The organism is Pseudomonas sp. TKO26, assembly GCF_003225665.1.
GTDB classification, from domain to species: Bacteria; Pseudomonadota; Gammaproteobacteria; order Pseudomonadales; family Pseudomonadaceae; genus Aquipseudomonas; species Aquipseudomonas saponiphila.
Window position 1 is genome coordinate 55071 of record NZ_QKLN01000011.1, and the last position, 21892, is coordinate 76962.

Here is a 21892-nt window from a genome sequence, read left to right on the forward strand (position 1 = left end):
GCAGACGCGTCAAGAAAACACCCGTCAAAAACACTAATAGCAATATGCCTGTTCATAGGCAAAATCTAGTCCAGCAGATCCAGTTGCAGGTGCTCGGCCACCGCCTCGGCAGTGGCCGGCTTGAGTCGCGGCACTCTGCCAAGGCACGGCGCGGGCAAGCGTTCAGCCAAAGTCGCCAGGTTCTCTTCCAGACGAGAGGTCTTCGGCTCGATGATATTGGCCACCCAGCCCGCCAGCTGCAGACCGTCCTGGGCAATCGCCTCGGCGCTCAGCAATGCGTGATTGATGCAACCCAGGCGCACGCCCACCACCAGAATCACCGGCAACCCCAGGGCCATGGCCAGGTCCGACAAATTGTCCTGATCGGCCAGGGGCACCCGCCAGCCCCCGGCCCCTTCAATCAGGGTGAAGTCCGCGCCCTTGGCCAGCAGCTCGCGCATCGGCATCAGCAGCGATTGCACCGTCAACGCCACGCCGGCCTCCCGCGCCGCCAGATGGGGCGCGATGGCCGGCTCGAAGGCGAACGGATTGACCTCTTCATAGCTCAGTGGCAACGACGACTGGGCCAGCAGCGCCAGGGCATCGGCATTGCGCAGGCCCTTGGGACCCAAGTCGCAACCGGAAGCCACCGGCTTGCCCGCCGCCGTGCTCAACCCGGCCAGACGCGCCGCATGCAGCAACCCGGCAGCGATGGTGGTCTTGCCCACATCGGTGTCGGTTCCGGTAATGAAATAGGCAGCACTCATAGCGGTTTCTCCAACACGGCGTAGACCACCTGATAAGTCGCCGGCAGCCCCCCGGGCTGACGAAAGCCTTCATAAGCCTCGATCAGCCCGGCGACTCGCGCCCGCCCCGTGAGGCCGCCGGGGCGACCAGGGTTCAGATTGTGCGCGCCCAAGGCCTTCAACTCGTGGGTCAGGCTGCGCACATCCGGGTAATGCAGCACATGGGGGCTCTGCTCCAGGCTGCGCACCTGCAGGCCGCTGGCCTCACACAACTGACGATAGCGTTCGAACTCACGGAATCGATTGACGTGCACCTGCCCGTCGACCCGCCCCCAGCTCTCGCGCAACTCGTGCAAGGTGCCGACACACAAGCTGGCAAAGGCCAGCACGCCCCCCGGTTGCAGCACCCGCCGAGCCTCGCTGAGCACCGCCGAAAAATCCGCACACCACTGCACCGCCAGGCTGGAAAAAATCAGCCCGCAACTGCCGTTCTGCAAGGGCAGGCGCTCGGCGTCACCGGCGATGAAGTGCTCGGCACCGCCCAGAGGCCGCGCATGCTTGAGCATGCCCTCGGCAATGTCCAGGGCCAGCCCCTGACTGCCCGCATAGCGTTGCCCCAGCACACGACTGAAATGCCCGGTGCCGCAGCCCAAATCCAACCAACGCGTCGGTGCATGCCGTTCAGGCAAGCGACTCAACAACTGCTGGCCGACCGCTCGCTGCAACTCGGCAACACTGTCGTAACTGGCCGCCGCGCGGGAAAAGGACGCCGCCACCTGACGCTTGTCAGGCAGGCCGGCGGGCAAGACAGCAACAGACAGATCAGTCATCACCGGACTCATGCAAGAAAGCCTGGATCGCCCCCGCCACTCCGTGGGGATCTTCCAGAAGAAAACCGTGGCTGGCCTGCTCGATCAGGCCAACTTCTATATCCGGCAACAAGGCCAGCAACTCGGCGGCCGCCTCGGCGGGCACCAAGGCATCCAGCCCGGCGAACAGGTGCAACTGCGGGCCGCGAAACCCCAGCAAGGCTTCGCGCGTATCCAACTGCGCCAGCAACTCCAGGCCCGCCATCAGCACCGGCCCTGGCGTCGTCGGCGCGCCGCCCAGCAGCATCCGCGACAAGCCGCGGGGATCGACCGCGCCCTGGGCACACAGCAGGGAAAAGCGCTTGAGGGTGGTGCGCGGATCAGCGGCGCAACCGGCCAGGAAGCCATCAAAGACCTCACCGGACATGGCACTGGACCATTGCTCGTGAGCAACGAAACTGGGGTTGCTGGCCAGGGTCAACAAGCCGCAGCAGCGCTCGCCGCGTCGGGCCGCCAGCTCCGTGGCGAGCATGCCGCCCAGGGACCAGCCCCCCAGCCAGGCGTCCTCCGGCAGCGCGTCGTCGAGCTCGTCCAGCCATGCCTGCGGATCGCTGGAGGTCAGCTCCGGCAGGGGTTCGATCTCCACTCGCAAGTGTTCATCCAGCCCCTGCAACGCGGCAGCCAAGGGTTCCAGGGGCGACACGCCCAGCCCCCAGCCCGGCAACAGAATCAGTCGATCACGCATGGCTCGGCCTCGTTTGCAGTTCACTGAAACAATCCGCCAACGCGCTTAACAATAGCTGGACCTGCGCCTCGCTGTGGGCGGCGGACAACGTCACCCGCAGCCGCGCACTGCCGGCCGGCACGGTCGGCGGCCGGATGGCACTGACCATAATTCCCCGCAAACGGAGCATCCGTGACAACGCCACGGCCCGGGCACTGTCGCCCACCATGATCGGCTGGATCGGGGTAAAGCTGTCCATCAGCTCCAGGCCAATCTGCTCGGCGCCCAGCCGGAACTGACGGATCAGATTGGCCAGGTGCTCGCGCCGCCAGTGTTCGCTGCGCAGCAACTCCAGGCTCTTGCGCGTGGCGCAGGCCAGGGCCGGCGGTTGGCTGGTGGTGTAGATGTAGGGCCGGGCGAACTGGACCAGCGTTTCGATCAACTCCTCGCTGCCAGCGACAAAGGCCCCGGCGGTGCCGAACGCCTTGCCCAGGGTGCCCACCAGCACCGGCACTTCATCCAGCCCCAGGCCAAAGTGCTCCACCAGCCCGCCGCCGTTGGCCCCCAGCGGACCAAAGCCATGGGCATCATCTACCATCAGCCAGGCACCGCGGGCCTTGGTTTCCCGGGCCAGGGCCGGCAGGTCGGCCACATCGCCGTCCATGCTGAACACCCCGTCGGTGACCACCAGGGTGTTACCGGTGGCCTTTTCCAGGCGCTTGGCCAGGCTGGCGGCATCGTTATGCAGATAGCGGTTGAAGCGGGCTCCGGAAAGCAGCCCGGCATCCAGCAGGGAGGCATGGTTGAGCCGATCCTCCAGCACCGTATCGCCCTGCCCGACCAGGGCCGTGACCGCACCGAGGTTGGCCATGTAGCCCGTGCTGAACAGCAACGCCCGGGGGCGCCCCGTGAGGTCCGCCAGGGCTTCTTCCAACTCGTGGTGAGGCGTGCTGTGGCCAATCACCAGATGGGACGCACCGCCGCCCACGCCCCAGCGGCTGGCCGCGTCGCGCCAGGCTTCGATCACTTGCGGGTGATTGGCCAACCCCAGGTAGTCGTTGTTGCAGAAGGCCAGCAACGGCTGGCCGTCCACCACCACTTGCGGCCCCTGGGGGCTTTCCAGCAGCGGACGCTGGCGATACAGATGTTCGGCACGGCGGGCAGCGAGGCGCGCGGCGAGATCAAAAGACATGCAGGCCTCGATGTTGGCTCACAGACACATTACCCGTAGCAGCGGGCTTGCCCGCGAAGCGAACAACCCGCCGCCCACCGGATTCACGCGGTTCACGGGGTTCGCCGGCAAGCCGGCTCCTACGGCACAGGGTCAGACGGCAGCGTTGTAGAACTGCTCGCTGTTTTTCTGCTCCACCAGGGCCTGCTCGATAGCGGCCTGATGCACTTCGTCGGCATGCTCTTCCCGGGCTTCGGGCTGGATGCCCAGACGGGCGAACAGTTGCATGTCCTTGTCGGCCTGGGGGTTGGCGGTGGTCAGCAGCTTGTCACCATAGAAAATCGAGTTGGCACCGGCGAAGAAGGCCAGGGCCTGCATCTGCTCGTTCATCGCCTCGCGACCGGCGGACAGGCGCACATGGGATTGCGGCATGAGGATCCGCGCCACCGCGAGCATGCGGATGAAGTCGAACGGATCCACGTCCTCGGCGTTCTCCAGCGGGGTACCGGCCACTTTCACCAGCATGTTGATCGGCACCGACTCCGGATGCTCCGGCAGGTTGGCCAGCTGGATCAGCAGACCGGCGCGGTCGTCGAGAGATTCGCCCATGCCGAGGATGCCGCCGGAGCAGATCTTCATCCCCGCGTCGCGCACATAGGCCAGGGTCTGCAGGCGCTCACTGTAGGTGCGGGTGGTGATGATGCTGCCGTAGAACTCCGGCGAGGTATCGAGGTTGTGGTTGTAGTAGTCCAGGCCGGCCTTGGCCAGGGCTTCGGTCTGCTCCTGATCCAGGCGCCCCAGGGTCATGCAGGTTTCCAGGCCCATGGCCTTCACGCCTTTGACCATTTCCAGCACATAGGGCATGTCCTTGGCCGAAGGGTGCTTCCAGGCGGCGCCCATGCAGAAACGCGTGGAACCAATGGCCTTGGCCCGGGCGGCTTCCTCCAGGACCTTCTGCACTTCCAGGAGCTTTTCCTTTTCCAGGCCGGTGTTGTAGTGGCCGGACTGTGGACAATATTTGCAATCTTCCGGGCAGGCGCCGGTCTTGATCGACAGCAACGTGGACACCTGGACCCGATTGGCATCGAAATGCGCGCGGTGCACCGTCTGCGCCTGGAACAGCAAGTCATTGAACGGCTGGACGAACAGGGCTTTGACTTCAGCCAAAGTCCAGTCATGACGCAGGGTAGCGGTGGTGCTGGCGCTCATGGGCGATTCCTTGATTATGCTTGGCAAGCGGCGCTGGACAGGGACGGTCCGCGGCCGCGACACGGATGTCCGGCATATTTAAGGAAGCGCCATGCACTGTCAACCCGAATACAAAGGACCGGTTTACATCTGGTCAAAAAACAAACAAAACTGTTTGCTGTGCGATGAACCCAGCGATTCGCTCCTGGCCCTGTGCAGCGCCTGCCAGGATGAGCTGCCCTGGCTCGGCGCCCAATGCTCGGTTTGCGCCCTGCCCCTGCTCGCCGTCGGCCTGACCTGTGGCCAGTGCCTGCAACACCCTCGCGCCTTTCAACGGGTCATCGTGCCCTGGCGCTACGACTTCCCGCTGGACAGCCTGATCAGCCGCTTCAAGCATCAGGAGCAATGGCCTTTTGGCCGCTTGATGGCCGAACTTTTCGCCCAGTTCCTGAACTTTCGCTTTGATGAGGGCCTGCCCCGGCCCGACTGCCTGCTGCCGGTGCCGCTGTCCCGCCGCCGCCTGCGCCAGCGGGGGTTCAACCAGGCCGACATGCTCGCCCGATGGCTGGGACAGCCCCTGCACCTGACAGTGGAGCCTGACCTGCTGCGGCGCGTCCAGGACACCCCGGCACAGCAGGGCCTGAATGCCCAGGCCCGGCGACGCAACCTGAGCCAGGCGTTCGCCCTCACCGCCAACGCCTGCGTGGCCGGCCGGCACCTGGCCCTGGTGGACGACGTCCTCACCACCGGGGCCACCGCCCAGGCCCTGGCACAGTTGCTGATGGGCGCTGGCGCCCGACAGGTGGATGTCTATTGCCTGGCCCGCACCCCAGGGGCCGAACACCGCGACTGACTTGACTCTGATTGCCCAAGTCGCAAACTCCCTGTCCACCTTCAGTGCCCGAAGCCCACCAGCCATGTCCCTGCCCACTCTGTTGACCCAGCACATCGTCCGCCGCCCGCAGCGCATCGCCTTGCTCCAGCACATTGCCGAACAGGGCTCCATCACCCGCGCGGCGAAAAGCGCCGGCCTGAGCTACAAGGCCGCCTGGGACGCCATCGACGAGTTGAACAACCTGGCCGCCAGCCCGCTGGTCGAGCGCAGCATTGGCGGCAAGGGCGGCGGCGGTGCCAGGCTGACGCCCGAAGGCCTGCGCGTGCTGCGCCTCTACCAACGCCTGCAAGCCCTGCAAGCCCAGGTCCTGGAGGCCGCAGAGGAGGCCAGCGACCTCGACCTGCTGGGACGCCTGATGCTGCGCACCAGTGCCCGCAACCAGCTGCACGGCAAGGTCCAGGCCATCGCCCCCCAGGGCTGCAACGACCTGATCAGCCTGAGTCTGGCCGAGGGCCTGATTCTCAAGGCGCAAATCACCCACGACAGCACCCAGCGCCTGGAGCTGGTCGCCGGCACCGAAGTGGTGGCGCTGATCAAGGCCGGCTGGCTGGAGCTGCACCCCATCGGCACCCCGGCAACAACTGGACACAATTGCCTGAACGGCACCATCGAGCAGATTCTCCAAGCCGAAGCTGGCCCCTGGGAAGTCAGAGTGGTCCTGCCCAATGGCCAGACCCTCTGCGCCCTGGCCGAGCCCTGCCGGCTCAAAGACCTCGCGCTTGGAGAAAACCAGGCCGTCCAGGTGCACTTCTCCCCCGCCCAGGTCCTGCTCGGCACCCCGCTCTAAGCCGGCCCCGGCGACTTGCGACTGCAATCTGTTCGTCATGGAGGCTCACTAAGGTGGCTGCAAAAACCTTCAGGGAGCCTGATATGAGCCTGCTATTGGAAGAAGACCAACCCACCGACCTGGAACAGATGGTCGGCCTCAGCCGCCGCGGTTTCATCGGTGCCGGAGCCCTGTGCGGCGCCGCACTGTTTCTCGGTGGCGGACTGCTCGGCCGCAGCGCCCTGGCCGCCGGTGTCAGCGCCGGCAACAGCCAGCTGCTGGGCTTTACCGGCATTGCGGCCGCCACCAGCGACAGCATCACCCTGCCACCGGGCTACAAGTCCTCGGTGCTGATCAGCTGGGGCCAGCCGCTGGCCAAGAACGGACCGGCCTTCGACCCCAGCGGCAACGGCACCGCCCAGGCCCAGGAAGTGCAGTTCGGCGACAACAACGACGGCATGAGCCTGTTCGCCTTCCCGGACGACAAGCACCGGGCGCTGATGGCGATCAACAACGAGTACACCAACTACCGCTACCTCTACCCCCACGGCGGCCTGCCGCAGTCCGCCGAAGACGTGCGCAAGGCCCAGGCCAGTGAAGGCGTGTCGGTCATCGAGGTGCAGCACAAGAACGGCCAATGGCAGTTCGTCCAGGGCTCGCGCTACAACCGGCGCATCCACGGCAACACACCGATCCGCCTCAGCGGTCCCGCCGCCGGCCACGACCTGCTCAAGACCGCGGCCGACCCCAAGGGCAAGAAAGTCCTCGGCACCTTCCAGAACTGCGCCAACGGCAAGACGCCCTGGGGCACCTACCTGACCTGCGAAGAAAACTTCACCGACTGTTTCGGCAGCAGCAATGCCGAGCAGAAGTTCGACGCTGCGCAGAAACGCTATGGCGCCGTGGTGGCCAGCAAGGAGATCAACTGGCACCTGCACGACCCGCGCTTCGACCTGGCGAAGAATCCCAACGAACTCAACCGCCACGGCTGGGTAGTGGAGATCGACCCCTTCGATCCGCAATCGACCCCGGTCAAGCGCTCCGCCCTGGGCCGCTTCAAGCATGAAAACGCCGCCCTGGCGCAAACCCGCGACGGCCGCGCCGTGGTCTACATGGGCGACGACGAGCGCGGCGAATTCATCTACAAGTTCATCAGCCGCGACCAGATCAACCACCGCAACCCCAAGGCCAACCGCGACCTGCTGGACCACGGCACCTTGTACGTGGCGCGCTTCGATGCCGGTGACGGCAATCCGGACCGGCCCAAGGGCCAGGGCCAGTGGATCGAGTTGACCCACGGCAAGAACGGCATCGACGCCAGCAGCGGCTTCGCCGACCAGGCCCAGGTGCTGATCCAGGCACGCCTGGCCGCCAGCGTGGTCCAGGCCACCCGCATGGACCGCCCGGAATGGATTGTGGTCAGCCCCAAGGACGGCCAGGTCTATTGCACCCTGACCAACAACGTCAAACGTGGCGAAGACGGCCAACCGGTTGGCGGGCCCAACCCGCGGGAGAAGAACGTCTACGGGCAGATCCTGCGCTGGCGCACCGGCAACGACGATCACGGCGCCCTGAGTTTCACCTGGGACCTGTTCGTGGTCGCCGGCAACCCCGGCGTACATGCAGGTCAGCCCAAAGGCGGCTCGTCCAACATCACCCCAGAGAACATGTTCAACAGCCCCGACGGCCTGGGCTTCGACCAGGCTGGACGCCTGTGGATCCTCACCGACGGCGACTACAGCAACAGCGGCGATTTCGCCGGCATGGGCAACAACCAGATGCTCTGCGCCGACCCTCAGAGCGGCGAAATCCGCCGTTTCATGGTGGGGCCCGTGGGTTGCGAGGTCACCGGGATCGCCTTCGCCCCGGACCAGAGGACCCTGTTCGTCGGTATCCAGCACCCTGGAGAAAACGGCGGCTCGACCTTCCCCGAGCACCTGCCCAACGGCAAGCCACGCTCCTCGGTAATGGCCATCACCCGGGAAGACGGCGGCATCATCGGCGCCTGATCCTCGCGCTGTGCCCACCGGCTCCTCCCTTCGTAGGAGCCGGCTCGCCGGCGAACCACCGGCAAACCCTCCCCCACTGGCTCCCCGTCTGCGTTACCATGCCTGGCCGGACGCGGCAGCCTGCTGCGAGCAGGAGTAAGCATGTCCCACCCGTTTGAAACACTGACCCCCGACCTGGTCCTGGACGCCGTTGAAAGCATCGGCTTTCTCAGCGACGCCCGCGTGTTGGCGCTCAACAGCTACGAAAACCGCGTCTATCAGGTGGGTATCGACGAAAGCGAGCCACTGATCGCCAAGTTCTACCGGCCCCAGCGCTGGACCAATGAAGCCATTCTCGAAGAGCACCGCTTCACCTTCGAACTGGCCGAGTGCGAGGTGCCGGTGGTGGCGCCGATCATCCACGACGGGGCCAGCCTGTTCGAGCACGCGGGCTTTCGCTTCGCCCTGTTTCCCCGCCGCGGCGGCAGGGCCCCGGAACCGGGCAACCTGGACCAGCTCTATCGCCTCGGCCAGTTGCTCGGGCGCCTGCACGCCGTAGGCGCGACCCGCCCCTTCGAGCACCGCGAAGCCCTGGGGGTGCAGAACTTCGGCCACGACTCCCTGACCACACTGCTGCAAGGCGGCTTCATTCCCAAGAGCCTGCTGCCGGCCTACGAGTCCGTGGCCCGGGATCTGCTCAAGCGAGTGGAAGAGGTGTACCAGGCCACCCCGCACCAGACCATCCGCCTGCACGGCGATTGCCACCCGGGCAACATGATGTGCCGCGACGAGATGTTCCATATCGTCGACCTGGACGACTGCCGCATGGGGCCTGCCGTGCAGGACCTGTGGATGATGCTCGCCGGCAATCGCCAGGACTGCCTCGGCCAGCTCTCGGAACTGATGGATGGCTACAGCGAGTTCCACGATTTCGACCCACGGGAGCTGGCCCTGATCGAACCGCTGCGGGCCCTGCGCCTGATGCACTACAGCGCCTGGCTGGCGCGGCGCTGGGACGACCCGGCGTTCCCCCACAGCTTTCCCTGGTTCGGCAGCGAGCGTTACTGGGGCGAACAGGTCCTGGCCCTGCGCGAACAGCTGGCGGCGCTCGACGAAGAGCCCCTCAAACTGTTCTGACCGGCCTGTAGGAGCTGGCTTGCCAGCAAAGAGGCCGATGAGGTCGCCTTCGCCGGCAAGCCGGCTCCTACAAGAGTCCACCTCGATACAACGCCAACCGTAGGAGCTGGCTCGCCAGCGAAGAGGCCCGTAAGTTCGCCATTGCCCACAAGCCCTCCCCCACAGAAACGAGCGATGCAAAAGTCAGGACATGTCCTGACAATTCTCCTTACAATCGCGGCTTTGTTAGCTGCCTAAGCAAGGACTCTGCATGCAAGCCGCCAACCCGCGTCGCGGGTACATCCTGGGCCTGACCGCCTACATCATCTGGGGTCTGTTTCCGCTCTATTTCAAAGCCATCGCCAGCGTTCCCGCCGTGGAAATCATCATTCACCGGGTGCTCTGGTCGGCGCTGTTCGGCGCTCTGTTGCTGATGGTGTGGAAGCATCCCGGCTGGTGGCGCGAGCTGCGCGACAACCCCAGGCGTCTGGCGATCCTGGCCCTGAGCGGCACACTGATCGCCGCCAACTGGCTGACCTATGTCTGGTCGGTGAACAACGGCCGCATGCTTGAAGCCAGCCTGGGCTACTACATCAACCCCCTGGTCAATGTGCTGCTGGGCATGCTGATCCTGGGCGAACGCCTGCGGCGCCTGCAGTGGCTGGCGGTGATCCTGGCGGCAGTCGGCGTGGCCCAGCAAGTGTGGCAAGTGGGCAGCCTGCCCTGGGTGTCGCTGATCCTGGCCCTGAGCTTCGGTTTCTATGGGCTGATCCGCAAGCAGGCGCCGGTCAAGGCCCTGCCCGGGCTGGTGGTGGAAACCTGGATGCTGGTGCCCATCGCCCTGGGCTGGCTCCTGCTAAACCCCGATGCCAGCAGCGCCCATGCCGAATTCTGGAGCAGCTCCCAAGCCTGGTGGCTGGTGGCCGCCGGCCCGGTCACGCTGATTCCCCTGGTGTGCTTCAACGCCGCCGCCCGCGACCTGCCCTACACCACCCTGGGCTTCCTGCAGTATCTGGCGCCGACCCTGGTGCTGCTGCAAGCGGTGCTGCTGTTTGACGAACACCTGTCCTCCAGCACCCTGCTGGCCTTCATGTTCATCTGGGCGGGACTGGCGGTGTACAGCGTCGATGCCTGGCTGAGCCTGCGCGGCCGCCGCTGATCAAAAAACGCCCAACATCCTGCAGGCCATGCCAGTCGTGGCCTGCAGCGGTTCTTCCCAAGGTTATCCACAACCTGATCCCCGCCCTTTGTGCACAAGCCCTTGAAACTGCTGGTTTTTTGATCAGAGCACGCTAAGCCGCGGCGCTGTTGGGCTGGCGCCGGGTCTCTACAGGTTATCCACAGGCGCATGCACGGATTACTGGGATAACCCGCGGGACGGGGTTCAGACCTCGCTGCGTAGCACCAACTCCACCATCAGGTCGTCAGCCAGGGTTTCCAGGCGCGACTGCAATACATCCAGAGACAAGGTCAGAGGCACCGCCAGAACTGCCTCCGCGTGAAACAGCGGCTCGCTGCTCATGGGCGCCGGGCGCACCTCGGTCACCAGCCGTTCGAGATTGACCCCCTGTTCCGCCAGCAAGCGCGTGATGTCGCGAACGATCCCCGGGCGATCGTTGCCCACCAGCTCCATGGCGATGGGTTTCCAGGTGCAGGACTGTTCGATGCCACTTTCGGCGATCAACACCCGAATGCCCTGGGCCGACAGCCCCTGCAAGGCATCCACCAGCTCATCGTAGGCCTCGGCCGGGACTCCGACCCGCAGGATGCCGGCAAACTGCCCGGCCATGCGCGACAGGCGGCTTTCCAGCCAGTTGCCCCCATGTTCGGCGATGCACTGGGCGATCCGCTCGACCTGTCCGGCCTTGTCCGGGGCGAATACCGTGAGAACGAGATGGTCCATGGCGCAGCCCTCTTTTCATGATGAAAGAGCAATTATAGGCAGCCTCAATCCCCGCGCCTTCCAGCCCATATCACAGCAGCTTGCGTAGGCGCCGGCTTGCCAGCGAATGCGCCCGCGAGGCCGACGCAAATCCCGAAGGCCCATTCGCCGGCAAGCCGACTCCTACGAGGGCAGCGCAGGGCAAAACACAAATCGTGTACAACTTTTTGTATTTATATGGAACAATCCACCGGCTTTTTGAGAACACCGCATCCCCCAGCGTGACCGCACTGCATTCTTAAGTCGCGGAACGACGAATTTAGTCTAATTTTCACAACCGCAATTCATCATGTAGTATGCCGCAGCGCGCACTACATAACGTTGGAACGATGTCCGCCAAGGCCTGACTGCAACCCCTGCAACCCCCCATCAGCAAGGCTCTGCCGTTGATTGGAAGCACCCAGCCGCCCGCAATGGCATGTACTGGTGAACAGGGTTGTGCTTTAAATGGCCGCCGGCTTCATTGTTAATTTGAAGAGCTGAAAAGCGAAATAGCTGAGCAGAGTGAGGCAAGCAATGACTGAACACGTTCAAGTCGGTGGCCTGCAGGTCGCCAGAGTCCTGTTCGACTTCGTGAACAACGAAGCCATTCCCGGTACCGGCCTCACCGCCGACGCGTTCTGGGCCGGTGCCGACAAGGTCATTCACGACCTGGCACCGAAGAACAAAGCCCTACTCGCCAAACGCGACGATTTCCAGGCGCGGATCGATGCCTGGCACCAGTCCCGTGCCGGCCAGGCCCACGATGCCGTGGCCTACAAAGCCTTCCTGCAAGACATCGGTTACCTGCTGCCAGAAGCGGCGGATTTCCAGGCCACGACGCAAAACGTCGATGAAGAAATCGCCCACATGGCCGGCCCGCAGCTGGTGGTGCCGGTGATGAATGCGCGCTTCGCCCTCAACGCCTCCAACGCCCGCTGGGGCTCGCTGTACGACGCGCTGTACGGCACCGACGCCATCAGCGAAGCCGATGGCGCGGAAAAGGGCAAAGGCTACAACAAGGTTCGCGGCGACAAGGTCATTGCCTTCGCCCGTGCCTTCCTCGATGAGTCGGCGCCGCTGACCGCCGGCTCCCACGTGGATTCGCTGAGCTACAAGATCGTCGGCGGCAAGCTGGTGGTGGGCCTCAAGGGCGGTAGCAACAGCGGCCTGCGCGACGATGCGCAACTGATCGGCTACCAGGGCGATGCCGCAGCCCCTACCGCGATCCTGCTCAAGCACAACGGCCTGCACTTCGAGATCCAGATCGACGCCGCAAGCCCGGTCGGCCAGACCGATGCCGCCGGGGTCAAGGACCTGCTGATGGAAGCGGCCCTGACCACCATCATGGACTGCGAAGACTCGGTCGCCGCCGTCGATGCCGATGACAAGGTGGTGATCTACCGCAACTGGCTTGGCCTGATGAAAGGCGACCTGGCGGAAGAAGTCGCCAAGGGCGGCAAGTCCTTCACCCGCACCATGAACGCCGACCGCGAATACACCGGCGTCAACGGCGAGCCGGTGAAGCTGCACGGCCGTTCGCTGCTGTTCGTGCGCAACGTCGGTCACCTGATGACCATCGACGCGATCCTCGACAAGCACGGCAACGAAGTGCCGGAAGGCATCCTCGACGGCCTGGTCACCAGCCTCGCGGCGATCCACAACCTCAACGGCAACACCTCGCGCAAGAACAGCCGCACCGGCTCGGTGTACATCGTCAAGCCGAAGATGCACGGCCCTGAAGAAGCCGCGTTCACCAACGAACTGTTCGGTCGCATCGAAGACGTGCTGAGCCTGCCGCGCAACACTCTGAAAGTCGGGATCATGGACGAGGAGCGCCGCACCACGGTCAACCTCAAGGCCTGCATCAAGGCCGCCAGCGAGCGCGTGGTGTTCATCAACACCGGCTTCCTCGACCGCACCGGCGACGAGATCCACACCTCCATGGAAGCCGGCGCCATGGTGCGCAAGGCCGACATGAAGGCCGAGAAATGGATCGGCGCCTACGAGAACTGGAACGTCGACATCGGCCTGTCCACCGGCCTGCAAGGCCGCGCACAGATCGGCAAGGGCATGTGGGCCATGCCGGACCTGATGGCCGCCATGCTCGAACAGAAAACCGCCCCCCCGCTGGCCGGTGCCAATACCGCCTGGGTGCCGTCGCCAACCGCCGCTGCCCTGCACGTGCTGCACTACCACAAGGTCGACGTGTTCGCCCGTCAGGCCGAACTGGCCAAGCGCCCTCGCGCTTCGGTGGACGACATCCTGACCATCCCCCTGGCCAGCGATACCAACTGGTCGGCCGAGCAGATCAAGAACGAACTGGACAACAACGCCCAGGGCATTCTCGGCTACGTGGTGCGCTGGATCGACCAGGGCGTGGGCTGCTCCAAGGTGCCGGACATCAACGACGTCGGCCTGATGGAAGACCGCGCCACCCTGCGCATCTCCAGCCAGCACATCGCCAACTGGCTGCGCCACGGCGTGGTGACCCAGGAGCAGGTGCTGGAAAGCCTCAAGCGCATGGCCCCGGTGGTTGACCGGCAGAACGCCGGCGACCCGCTGTACCGCCCGCTGGCGCCGGACTTCGACAGCAACATCGCCTTCCAGGCAGCCCTGGAACTGGTGATCGAAGGCACCCAGCAGCCCAACGGCTACACCGAGCCGGTCCTGCACCGTCGCCGTCGCGAGTTCAAGGCCAAGAACGGCCTGTAACAACGCCTGGCAACACCCATGAAAAAGCCCCGGTCCTGTGGACCGGGGCTTTTTTATTGCCAGTGTCGAAAGCCTTCTAGCGCACCACTCCCAGCTCATGCTTGACCAGGGCCAGAAGCTTGCCGGTATCGATGGGTTTGAGCAGGAAATCCACCACGCTCAGGTGCATGGCGGCAATCGCGTCGCGCACATCGGCGTCACCGGAAATGATGATGATCGGCAGCGCCGCCCGCTCCGATTCACGCACCCGGCGAATCAGGTCCAGGCCACTGCAGGGCGCCATGCGCAGATCAGTGATCAGCAGGCCGATGGATTTGTTCGATTCGAGCAGTTCGAGAGCGGCCTTGCCGCTGGCTGCGGTCATGCAGCGAATGCCATCCAGACCCAGAATCTCCGCAAGCAGCTCCCGGGCATCCTTATCGTCATCGGCAATGAGCACACGCTGAGCGGGCAGGTCCGGCTCGAGCATGGCCTCGCTCAGAGCCTCGCGCTCGGCGTCACTCAAAATATCGTGGTCGGGCATACATTTCTCTACATGAACCAATCAATCCCCTAGCACTGTGGTCAGACATCGCTAAGCAGGCTTCCAATGTGCACTTCGTCGGAAAAATTGCCAAGAGCCCCGATCAGAGCGTTTTCGCATGGATGACCGCAGGCTCAAAGCCAAATGTCCTGGAAAGCGACCGCTACCTAGACTTACGTCCAATGGGCACTCCCGCCCCAGGCGCCGACCATTGCCGTGATACGACCACAACAACTCCAAAAAGACTGCGGTAATCGTTATGAGTAAAGCGGACGCCTTCACCCAGGCCGGCAAGACCGCGGTGTTGCAGAACATCCAGGGGACCGTGCAGTTCCTGCAACGCTTCCCGCCCTTCAACCAGATGGAAAACCTCCACCTGGCCTACCTGGTGGAGCAATGCCAGCTGCGCTTCTATGGGCCGGGCGAGAGCATCATCAAGCCGGCCGACGGTCCGGTCGAGCACTTCTACATCGTCAAGCAGGGCCGGGTCGTGGGCGAACGCACCCACGCCGCCAAGGGCAGCACCGAAACCACTTTCGAAATCACCACCGGCGAGTGCTTTCCCCTCGCCGCCTTGCTCGGCGAACGGGCGACCCGCACCGAACATCGCGCTGCCGAAGACACCTTCTGCCTGCAACTGAACAAGAACGCCTTCATCAAACTGTTCGCCCTGTCCGCGGAGTTCCGCGATTTCGCCCTGCGCGGGGTCAGCAGCCTGCTGGATCAGGTCAACCAGCAGGTCAAGCAGAAGGCCGTGGAAACCCTCGGCACCCAGTATTCGCTGAACACCCGCCTCGGCGAGCTAGCCATGCGTCACCCGGTGGCCTGCAGTCCGCAGACGCCGTTGCGCGAAGCCGTGGCGCTGATGCACGAACAGCAAGTGGGCAGCATCGTGGTGGTGGACGAACACAAGGCGCCCCTGGGGATCTTCACCCTGCGCGACCTGCGCCAGGTGGTGGCCGACGGCAGCCAGGACCTCAACCAGCCCATCGAACGCCACATGACCCAGGCGCCGTTCTTTCTCAGCCCGGACCACAGCGCCTTCGACGCCGCCATCGCCATGACCGAGCGCCATATCGCCCACGTCTGCCTGGTCAAGGAGCAGCGCCTGTGCGGCGTGGTGTCCGAACGCGACCTGTTCTCCCTGCAACGGGTCGATCTGGTACACCTGGCCCGGACCATCCGCAACGCACCCCGGGTCGAGCATCTGGTGGCGCTGCGGGGCGAGATCGGCCAGTTGGTGGAACGCATGCTGGCCCACGGCGCCTCCTCGACCCAGATCACCCACATCATCACCCTGCTCAACGATCACACCGTATGCCGGGTGATCGAACTGACCCTGGCCGACAAGGGCGATCCCGGCGTGCCCTTCAGCTGGCTGTGCTTTGGCAGCGAAGGCCGGCGCGAACAGACCCTGCACACCGATCAGGACAACGGCATCCTGTTCGAAGCCCGGGACGCCGCCCACGCCGCGGAAATTCGCGGCAAGCTGCTGCCCATTGCCCAGCAGATCAACCAGAGCCTGGCGCTGTGCGGCTTCACCCTGTGCAAGGGCAACATCATGGCCGGCAACCCCGAGCTGTGCCTGTCCCGCGCCGAATGGTCCCGGCGCTTCGCCGCCTTCATCCGTGAGGCGACCCCGGAAAACCTCCTGGGTTCGAGCATCTATTTCGACCTGCGGGTGGTCTGGGGCGATGAACAGGGCGCCGAACAGCTGCGCCGGGGCATCCTCGACCAGGTCGCGGACAACCGCCTGTTCCAGCGCATGATGGCGGAAAACGCCCTGCGCCAGCGCCCGCCGGTGGGGCGTTTTCGCGAGTTCGTGCTGGCCCGCAAGAACGGCGAAAAGGCCACCCTCGACCTCAAGGTCCAGGGCCTCACGCCCTTCGTCGACGGCGCCCGGCTGCTGGCCCTGGCCAACGGCATCGGCGCGATCAATACCCTGGAGCGCCTGCGCCAGCTGGTGTCCAGGCAAGTCATCGAGCCCCTGGACGGCGCGGCTTATGAAGAGGCCTACCACTTCATCCAGCAGACCCGCATGCAACAGCATCAACGCCAGACCCGGGAGAACCAGCCCTATTCCAACCGCGTCGACCCGGACAGCCTGAACCACCTGGACCGGCGCATCCTGCGCGAGTCCCTGCGCCAGGCCCAGCGCCTGCAAAGCAGCCTGGCCCTGCGGTACCAGTTATGAGCCTGTTTGCCTGGTTCCGTCCCGCCGTCAGCGTACTGACCGCCGAGCAGCAACAACGCCGCGACCGCCTGCCCGCCTTCACCGAACTGGGTGACGGCAGCCTGCGCGAACAGCGCTGGGTGGTGGTGGACCTGGAAACCACCGGCCTCAACCTCAACCGCGACCAGGTGCTGTCGATCGGCGCGGTGGTGATCGAGGACGGTGCCATCGACTTCAGCCAGCAGTTCGAGCGCACCCTGCAACGCGAGGGCCACAAACTCAGCCCCAGCGTGCTGATCCACGGCCTGGGCCCCAGCGCCATCGCCGCCGGCTGCGATCCGGTGGAAGCCTTGCTGGATTTCATGGAGTTCGTCGGCGACAGCCCGCTGCTGGCCTTTCATGCGCCCTTCGACCAGCACATGCTCGGCCGGGCCTTGAAGGACAGCCTGGGCTATCGCCTGCAGCACCGCTTCCTCGACGTCGCGGACATGGCGCCCATGCTCTGCCCAGAGGCCCCGATCCGCGAAGCCGGGCTGGATGACTGGGTCGACTGGTTCAAGCTGCAAGTCGCGGAGCGTCACCACGCAGCGGCCGACGCCCTGGCCACCGCGGAACTGGCATTGATCCTGTTCAACCGCGCCCGCCAGCAACAGATCCACAGCCCGCTGAACCTGCAACAGCGCCTCAGCCAGTGGAGACGCCGGCAGCAGGCCCCTTCGTTCTGATCCATCGCAACGGCGCAGATACCTGTGGCGAGGGAGCTTGCTCCCGCTCGGCCCCGCAGCGGCCGTAAAACCCGAGTCCCGGTTCCACCTGACACAGAGCCTTGGGCGTGCGGCGCACGCCAGCGGGAGCAAGCTCCCTCGCCACAACGGCTTTCTCTGCCGACCAACCTCTTCAGCACCAGCCACCTTCAGCAGCAAGGCAGCCGACCGACGTCAATTGCGCCACTGTTTCGCCTCTGCGACAATCGCGAATAATTCTCGTTACTTTAACCTTCCCGATTGGTGAGTCCCGTTGTCGTCAGTCCAAAGCCCTCGCAATGAGCTGGTTGGTGCGTTGTATCGCGACCATCGTGGTTGGCTGCTGGCCTGGCTGCGGCGCAACGTGGCCTGCAGCCAGCGGGCCGAGGACCTCAGCCAGGACACCTTCGTGCGCCTGCTGGGCCGTGACGAACTCAAGACGCCCCGGGAGCCCCGGGCATTCCTGGTGGCGATCGCCAAGGGCCTGCTGTTCGATTATTTCCGCCGCGCCGCGCTGGAACAGGCCTACCTCAACGAACTGATGTTGATTCCCGAGGGTGAGCAGCCCTCGCCGGAGCAACAACAGATGATCCTCGAAGACCTCAAGGCCATCGACCGCCTGCTGGGCAAGCTTTCGAGCAAGGCGCGCATGGCCTTCCTCCATAGCCGCCTCGACGGCCTGAGCCACGCCGAGATCGCCGAGCGGCTCGGGGTTTCGGTGCCTCGGGTGCGCCAGTACCTGGCCCAGGGTATTCGCCAGTGCTACATCGCCCTGTACGGGGAGCCGCTATGACCCCCATCAGTTGCAAACCGGTGTCGGCACGGGTGCTGGACGCCGCCATCGCCTGGCAATTGTCGCTGGATGGCGATGCCAGCGCACTGGAGCGCGAGGAGTTCGCCAAATGGCACGCCGCCCATGAAGAACATGCCCGGGCCTGGCGCCAACTGGGCATGCTCGACCAGCGTGTCAGCGTCGCCTCGGGGCCTGCGCGCAACGCCTTGCTGCAATCGCGCGAAGGCCTGCGCCGGCAGGTGCGCAAGCTGGGGCGTGGAGTCGCCAGCGTGGTGCTGGTGGTCGGGCTGGCGCTGTTTGCCGGGGAGCGTTACCTGCCAGTGGATTACTGGCTGGCCGACCAGCGCACCGCCACCGGTGAGCAGCGCACCCTGCGCCTGACAGACGGTACGGTGATCAACCTCAATACCCACAGTGCACTGGATGTGCGCTTCGATGAGAAGCAGCGCCGGATCGTTCTCCAGGAAGGCGAAATCCTCATCGAAACCGGGCACAACGACAGCCGCCCCTTCATCGTCGAAACCCGCGACGGCCAAATGCGCGCCCTGGGCACGCGGTTCCTGGTCCAGCGTGAAGACCAGGGCACCCGCCTCGGGGTGCTGCAATCGGCGGTGGCGGCGCGACCGCAAGCCGCTCAGGGCGAGCAGGTGTTCAAGCAGGGCCAGCAAGTGCTGATGCGCCGCGCTGGCCTGGAGCCGTTGCCGAGCCTGACCCCGGGGGCCGACGCCTGGACCCGGGGCATGCTGGTGGTGGACAACATCCGCCTCGGCGACCTGATCGCCGAACTGGGTCGTTATCGCCGTGGCTACCTGGGCGTAGCCCCGGAAGTGGCCGACCTGCGCATTACCGGCAGCTTTCCGCTGCAGGACACTGACCTCGCGCTCAATGCCCTGCTGCCGACCCTGCCGGTGCAGATCGAGCGGCACACCGACTGGTGGGTAACCGTGACGGCCAAGACCGACGCCAAACGCTGAGATCGGTGTCGCGACCTTCGCCAGCAAGCTGGCTCCTACACCGATCCCGTAGGAGCTGGCTTGCCAGCGAAGCGCCCACCATCCATCCGAATCGAAATTATTTTCAATCCGCCCTATCACTTTTCCAATCTCGTCCGGCACCTAGGCAATTGCGAAACATTTCCATTCAGGAGCCGCCCCATGTCCCGCTCGCTAGACACCCTGTTACGCCCCAGCCTGCTGGCTGTCGCCATCGCCCTCTGCGCCCCGCTGGCCAGCCAGGGCCTGATGGCCGCCGAGCAAGCGTCCAGCGTGCGCGCCTACGACCTGCCGGCCGCGCCCTTGGCCAGCACCCTGAACCAGATCGCCAGCCAGGCCGGCCTGGCCCTGAGCCTCGATCCGTCCCTGGCGGCGGGCAAGACCTCGGCCCCGGTCAAGGGCCAGTTCGATGCCCCCGGCGCCCTGCGTGAGGCCCTGCGAGGCACTGGTTTGCAGTTGCAACACAGCAGTGCCGGCAGCTACAGCCTGGCGGCAAGCACCGACGGCGTGGTCGCCTTGCCGGAAACCAACATCACCGGCCAGCAGGCTGGCGAAAGTGCCTGGGGCCCGGCCGACGGTTACCTTGCCACGCGTACCGCCGCCGGCACCAAGACCGACACCGCGCTGGTCGAAGCACCGCGCTCGATCTCCGTCGCTACCCGCCAGCAGATGGAAGACCGTAACGTGCAGAATCTCGACGACGCCGTGCGCTACATGCCTGGCATCGTTTCCGCCAGCTACGGCAGCGACACCCGCTATGACTGGATGCGCGTGCGTGGCTTCGAGCCCACCCAATTCCTCGATGGCCTGCCCCTGCCCCGCGGCGTATATGCCAACCCGAAAGCGGAAACCTGGAACCTCGATCGCCTGGCCCTGCTACGTGGCCCGGCGTCCTCGGTGTATGGCCAGACCCCGCCGGGCGGCCTGCTGGACATGGTCAGCAGGCGCCCCAGCGCAGCCACCAGCCATGCCGTGCAGATCCAGTACGGCAGCGACAACTACCGCCAGATCAACTTCGCCAGCACCGGCAAGATCGACGATCAAGGCCAGTTCTTCTACGGGCTCAGCGGCGTGGTGCGCGATGCTGGCACTCAGGTCGACCACATCGACAACAAGCGCTACAACATTGCCCCCAGCCTGACCTGGAACATCGATCCCGACACCAGCCTGACCCTGCTCTCGCAGTTCACCCGCGACGATACCGGCGCCACCAGCCAGTTCATGCCGATCCAGGGCACCAAGATCAAATCGCCCTTGGGCCAAGTCTCCCATCACAAGAACCTGGGCGACCCGGACTACGAGTTCTATGACCGCACCTACTACGCCCTGGGCTACGCCTTCGAGCACCGGTTCAGCGATGTCTGGCAGTTCCGCCAGAACCTGCGCTACACCAAGTCGGAGCTGTCCTTCCAGCAGTTGACCGTGGGCTCCTATGCCTACGCCCCGGCCGATGCGGCGGGCAACATCAGCCGTACCTCGACCAACGTCAACGAGGACATCGGTCAGTTCGCGGTCGACAACAACTTCCAGGCCAACTTCGCCACCGGCGACATCGACCACACGCTGCTCATCGGCCTGGATCACCAGCGCACCAGCACTTCGTACCTGTCGATCTATGGCGACGGGGGCAAAACCAATATCTTCAACCCGGTCTATGGCCAGCCGATCGTCCGCCCGGCGCGCGCCAACGCCTATTACGACTACGACCAGAAAACCATCCAGACCGGCCTCTACGTCCAGGACCAGATGGCCCTGGAGCAATGGCGCCTGACCCTGGGTGGCCGCGAGGACTGGGTGCACCAGGGCACCACCTACCTCAACAAGAAGGACGTGACCAACACCGATCGCAGCAAGAACTTCAGTGGCAATGCGGCGCTGAGCTATGTGTTCGACTCGGGGGTTGTGCCGTACCTGTCCTACGCCGAATCGTTCCAGCCAGCGAGCAACGCCAGCGTTTCACCGACCGAATCGTATAAACCCACGGAAGGTAAACAGTGGGAGCTGGGTATCAAGTATCAACCGCCGGGTTCGAACACGCTGCTCAGTGCGGCGGTCTACGACCTGACCCAGAAGAATGTCCTGGTAACCAGCATCGGCGCCGGTGGCGAGTCGGTCACCAACCAGACCGGCGAAGTGAAGGTCAAGGGCCTGGAACTGGAAGCGGTGTCCGACGTGACCGACAACCTCAAGGTCATCGCCGCGTACACCCTGGCCAAATCCGAGGTAAAAAAAGGCATCTACCAAGGCAACCGCCTGCAACTGATGCCCAACCAGCAAGCCTCCCTGTGGACCGACTACACCTGGCACAGCGGCGTGCTCGACGGCTTCGGCATCGGTGCCGGGGCCCGCTACACCGGCAATACCTATGGCGACCAGGCCAACACCTGGCTGGGCAAGGCCAACGCCTACACGGTGTTCGACGCTGCCGTGCATTACGACCTCGGCCGCCTGGACAACAGCCTCAAGGGCGCCTCGCTGAAGCTCAACGCCAGCAACCTGTTCGACAAGGACTACCTGTCCACTTGCGACGCCTCCTACTGCTATTTCGGCGATCAGCGCAGCGTGGTCGCCAGTGCCACCTATCAATGGTAAGCGGCTGAGTTAACCACCAGGCCGTCCGCCAAGGGCGGCCTTGCTGTGTCTGAAGGCT

18 protein-coding genes are annotated in these 21892 nt (G+C 64.7%); 11 read left to right on the plus strand and 7 right to left on the minus strand.

The window, feature by feature from the left end:
- Nucleotides 1-65 precede the first annotated feature (65 nt).
- From bioD to bioB, 5 genes are all read right to left on the minus strand, one after another.
- Nucleotides 66-746 carry a dethiobiotin synthase gene (gene bioD / locus DNK59_RS17280; protein WP_110724011.1) on the minus strand — a complete coding sequence of 227 codons (681 nt, stop codon included), beginning with the start codon at nucleotides 744-746 and terminating at the stop codon, nucleotides 66-68.
- Nucleotides 743-1555 carry a malonyl-ACP O-methyltransferase BioC gene (gene bioC / locus DNK59_RS17285; RefSeq protein WP_110724012.1) on the minus strand — a complete coding sequence of 271 codons (813 nt, stop codon included), beginning with the start codon at nucleotides 1553-1555 and terminating at the stop codon, nucleotides 743-745. The genes bioD and bioC overlap by 4 nt, the downstream gene beginning before the upstream one ends.
- The gene (locus tag DNK59_RS17290; RefSeq protein WP_110724013.1) at nucleotides 1548-2279 is read right to left on the minus strand and encodes an alpha/beta fold hydrolase; all 732 of its coding nucleotides are present in this window, start codon (nucleotides 2277-2279) and stop codon (nucleotides 1548-1550) included. Before DNK59_RS17290 ends, bioC begins: the two co-directional genes overlap by 8 nt.
- The gene (gene bioF, locus DNK59_RS17295; protein WP_110724014.1) at nucleotides 2272-3450 is read right to left on the minus strand and encodes an 8-amino-7-oxononanoate synthase; all 1179 of its coding nucleotides are present in this window, start codon (nucleotides 3448-3450) and stop codon (nucleotides 2272-2274) included. Before bioF ends, DNK59_RS17290 begins: the two co-directional genes overlap by 8 nt.
- Nucleotides 3451-3582: 132 nt before the next feature.
- On the minus strand, nucleotides 3583-4638 hold the full coding sequence (bioB, locus tag DNK59_RS17300) for a biotin synthase BioB (RefSeq protein ID WP_060844800.1): 1056 nt from the start codon (nucleotides 4636-4638) through the stop codon (nucleotides 3583-3585).
- Between the two features lie 91 nt (nucleotides 4639-4729).
- On the opposite strand from bioB, the gene DNK59_RS17305 reads away from it, so the two are divergent.
- The 5 genes from DNK59_RS17305 to rarD all read left to right on the plus strand — a co-directional run bounded on the left by DNK59_RS17305 (nucleotide 4730) and on the right by rarD (nucleotide 10541).
- Nucleotides 4730-5470 (plus strand): ComF family protein, encoded by a 741-nt coding sequence (locus DNK59_RS17305; protein WP_110724015.1) that lies wholly within the window; start codon nucleotides 4730-4732, stop codon nucleotides 5468-5470.
- Between the two features lie 64 nt (nucleotides 5471-5534).
- Nucleotides 5535-6299: a TOBE domain-containing protein gene (locus DNK59_RS17310; protein ID WP_110724016.1), complete on the plus strand. Its 765-nt coding sequence runs from the start codon at nucleotides 5535-5537 to the stop codon at nucleotides 6297-6299.
- Between the two features lie 83 nt (nucleotides 6300-6382).
- Nucleotides 6383-8287: a PhoX family phosphatase gene (locus DNK59_RS17315; protein ID WP_110724017.1), complete on the plus strand. Its 1905-nt coding sequence runs from the start codon at nucleotides 6383-6385 to the stop codon at nucleotides 8285-8287.
- Between the two features lie 141 nt (nucleotides 8288-8428).
- Entirely contained in the window at nucleotides 8429-9403 is a 975-nt protein-coding gene (locus tag DNK59_RS17320) for a serine/threonine protein kinase (RefSeq protein ID WP_110724018.1), read from the plus strand.
- Nucleotides 9404-9653: 250 nt separating this feature from the next.
- Nucleotides 9654-10541 (plus strand): EamA family transporter RarD, encoded by an 888-nt coding sequence (rarD, locus tag DNK59_RS17325; RefSeq protein ID WP_110724019.1) that lies wholly within the window; start codon nucleotides 9654-9656, stop codon nucleotides 10539-10541.
- A 225-nt stretch (nucleotides 10542-10766) separates the two neighbouring features.
- Here rarD and DNK59_RS17330 read toward each other — a convergent pair whose 3' ends face one another.
- Entirely contained in the window at nucleotides 10767-11285 is a 519-nt protein-coding gene (locus DNK59_RS17330; protein ID WP_092309169.1) for a glycine cleavage system protein R, read from the minus strand.
- A gap of 555 nt (nucleotides 11286-11840) precedes the next feature.
- On the opposite strand from DNK59_RS17330, the gene DNK59_RS17335 reads away from it, so the two are divergent.
- Nucleotides 11841-14018 carry a malate synthase G gene (locus DNK59_RS17335; protein WP_110724020.1) on the plus strand — a complete coding sequence of 726 codons (2178 nt, stop codon included), beginning with the start codon at nucleotides 11841-11843 and terminating at the stop codon, nucleotides 14016-14018.
- Nucleotides 14019-14094: 76 nt separating this feature from the next.
- Here the strand turns inward: DNK59_RS17335 and DNK59_RS17340 are convergent, their stop codons facing one another.
- Nucleotides 14095-14541 carry a response regulator gene (locus DNK59_RS17340; protein WP_092309163.1) on the minus strand — a complete coding sequence of 149 codons (447 nt, stop codon included), beginning with the start codon at nucleotides 14539-14541 and terminating at the stop codon, nucleotides 14095-14097.
- A 259-nt stretch (nucleotides 14542-14800) separates the two neighbouring features.
- Between DNK59_RS17340 and DNK59_RS17345 the strand changes: the two genes are divergently transcribed.
- The 5 genes from DNK59_RS17345 to DNK59_RS17365 all read left to right on the plus strand — a co-directional run bounded on the left by DNK59_RS17345 (nucleotide 14801) and on the right by DNK59_RS17365 (nucleotide 21834).
- On the plus strand, nucleotides 14801-16735 hold the full coding sequence (locus DNK59_RS17345; protein WP_110724021.1) for a putative nucleotidyltransferase substrate binding domain-containing protein: 1935 nt from the start codon (nucleotides 14801-14803) through the stop codon (nucleotides 16733-16735).
- Nucleotides 16732-17439: a PolC-type DNA polymerase III gene (locus DNK59_RS17350; RefSeq protein ID WP_110724022.1), complete on the plus strand. Its 708-nt coding sequence runs from the start codon at nucleotides 16732-16734 to the stop codon at nucleotides 17437-17439. Before DNK59_RS17345 ends, DNK59_RS17350 begins: the two co-directional genes overlap by 4 nt.
- A gap of 292 nt (nucleotides 17440-17731) precedes the next feature.
- On the plus strand, nucleotides 17732-18250 hold the full coding sequence (locus tag DNK59_RS17355) for an RNA polymerase sigma factor (RefSeq protein WP_110724023.1): 519 nt from the start codon (nucleotides 17732-17734) through the stop codon (nucleotides 18248-18250).
- Nucleotides 18247-19224 carry a FecR domain-containing protein gene (locus DNK59_RS17360; protein WP_110724024.1) on the plus strand — a complete coding sequence of 326 codons (978 nt, stop codon included), beginning with the start codon at nucleotides 18247-18249 and terminating at the stop codon, nucleotides 19222-19224. The genes DNK59_RS17355 and DNK59_RS17360 overlap by 4 nt, the downstream gene beginning before the upstream one ends.
- Before the next feature lie 180 nt (nucleotides 19225-19404).
- A complete protein-coding gene (locus DNK59_RS17365; protein ID WP_110724025.1) occupies nucleotides 19405-21834 on the plus strand; it encodes a TonB-dependent siderophore receptor in 2430 nt (809 codons plus the stop codon).
- Nucleotides 21835-21892 lie beyond the last annotated feature (58 nt).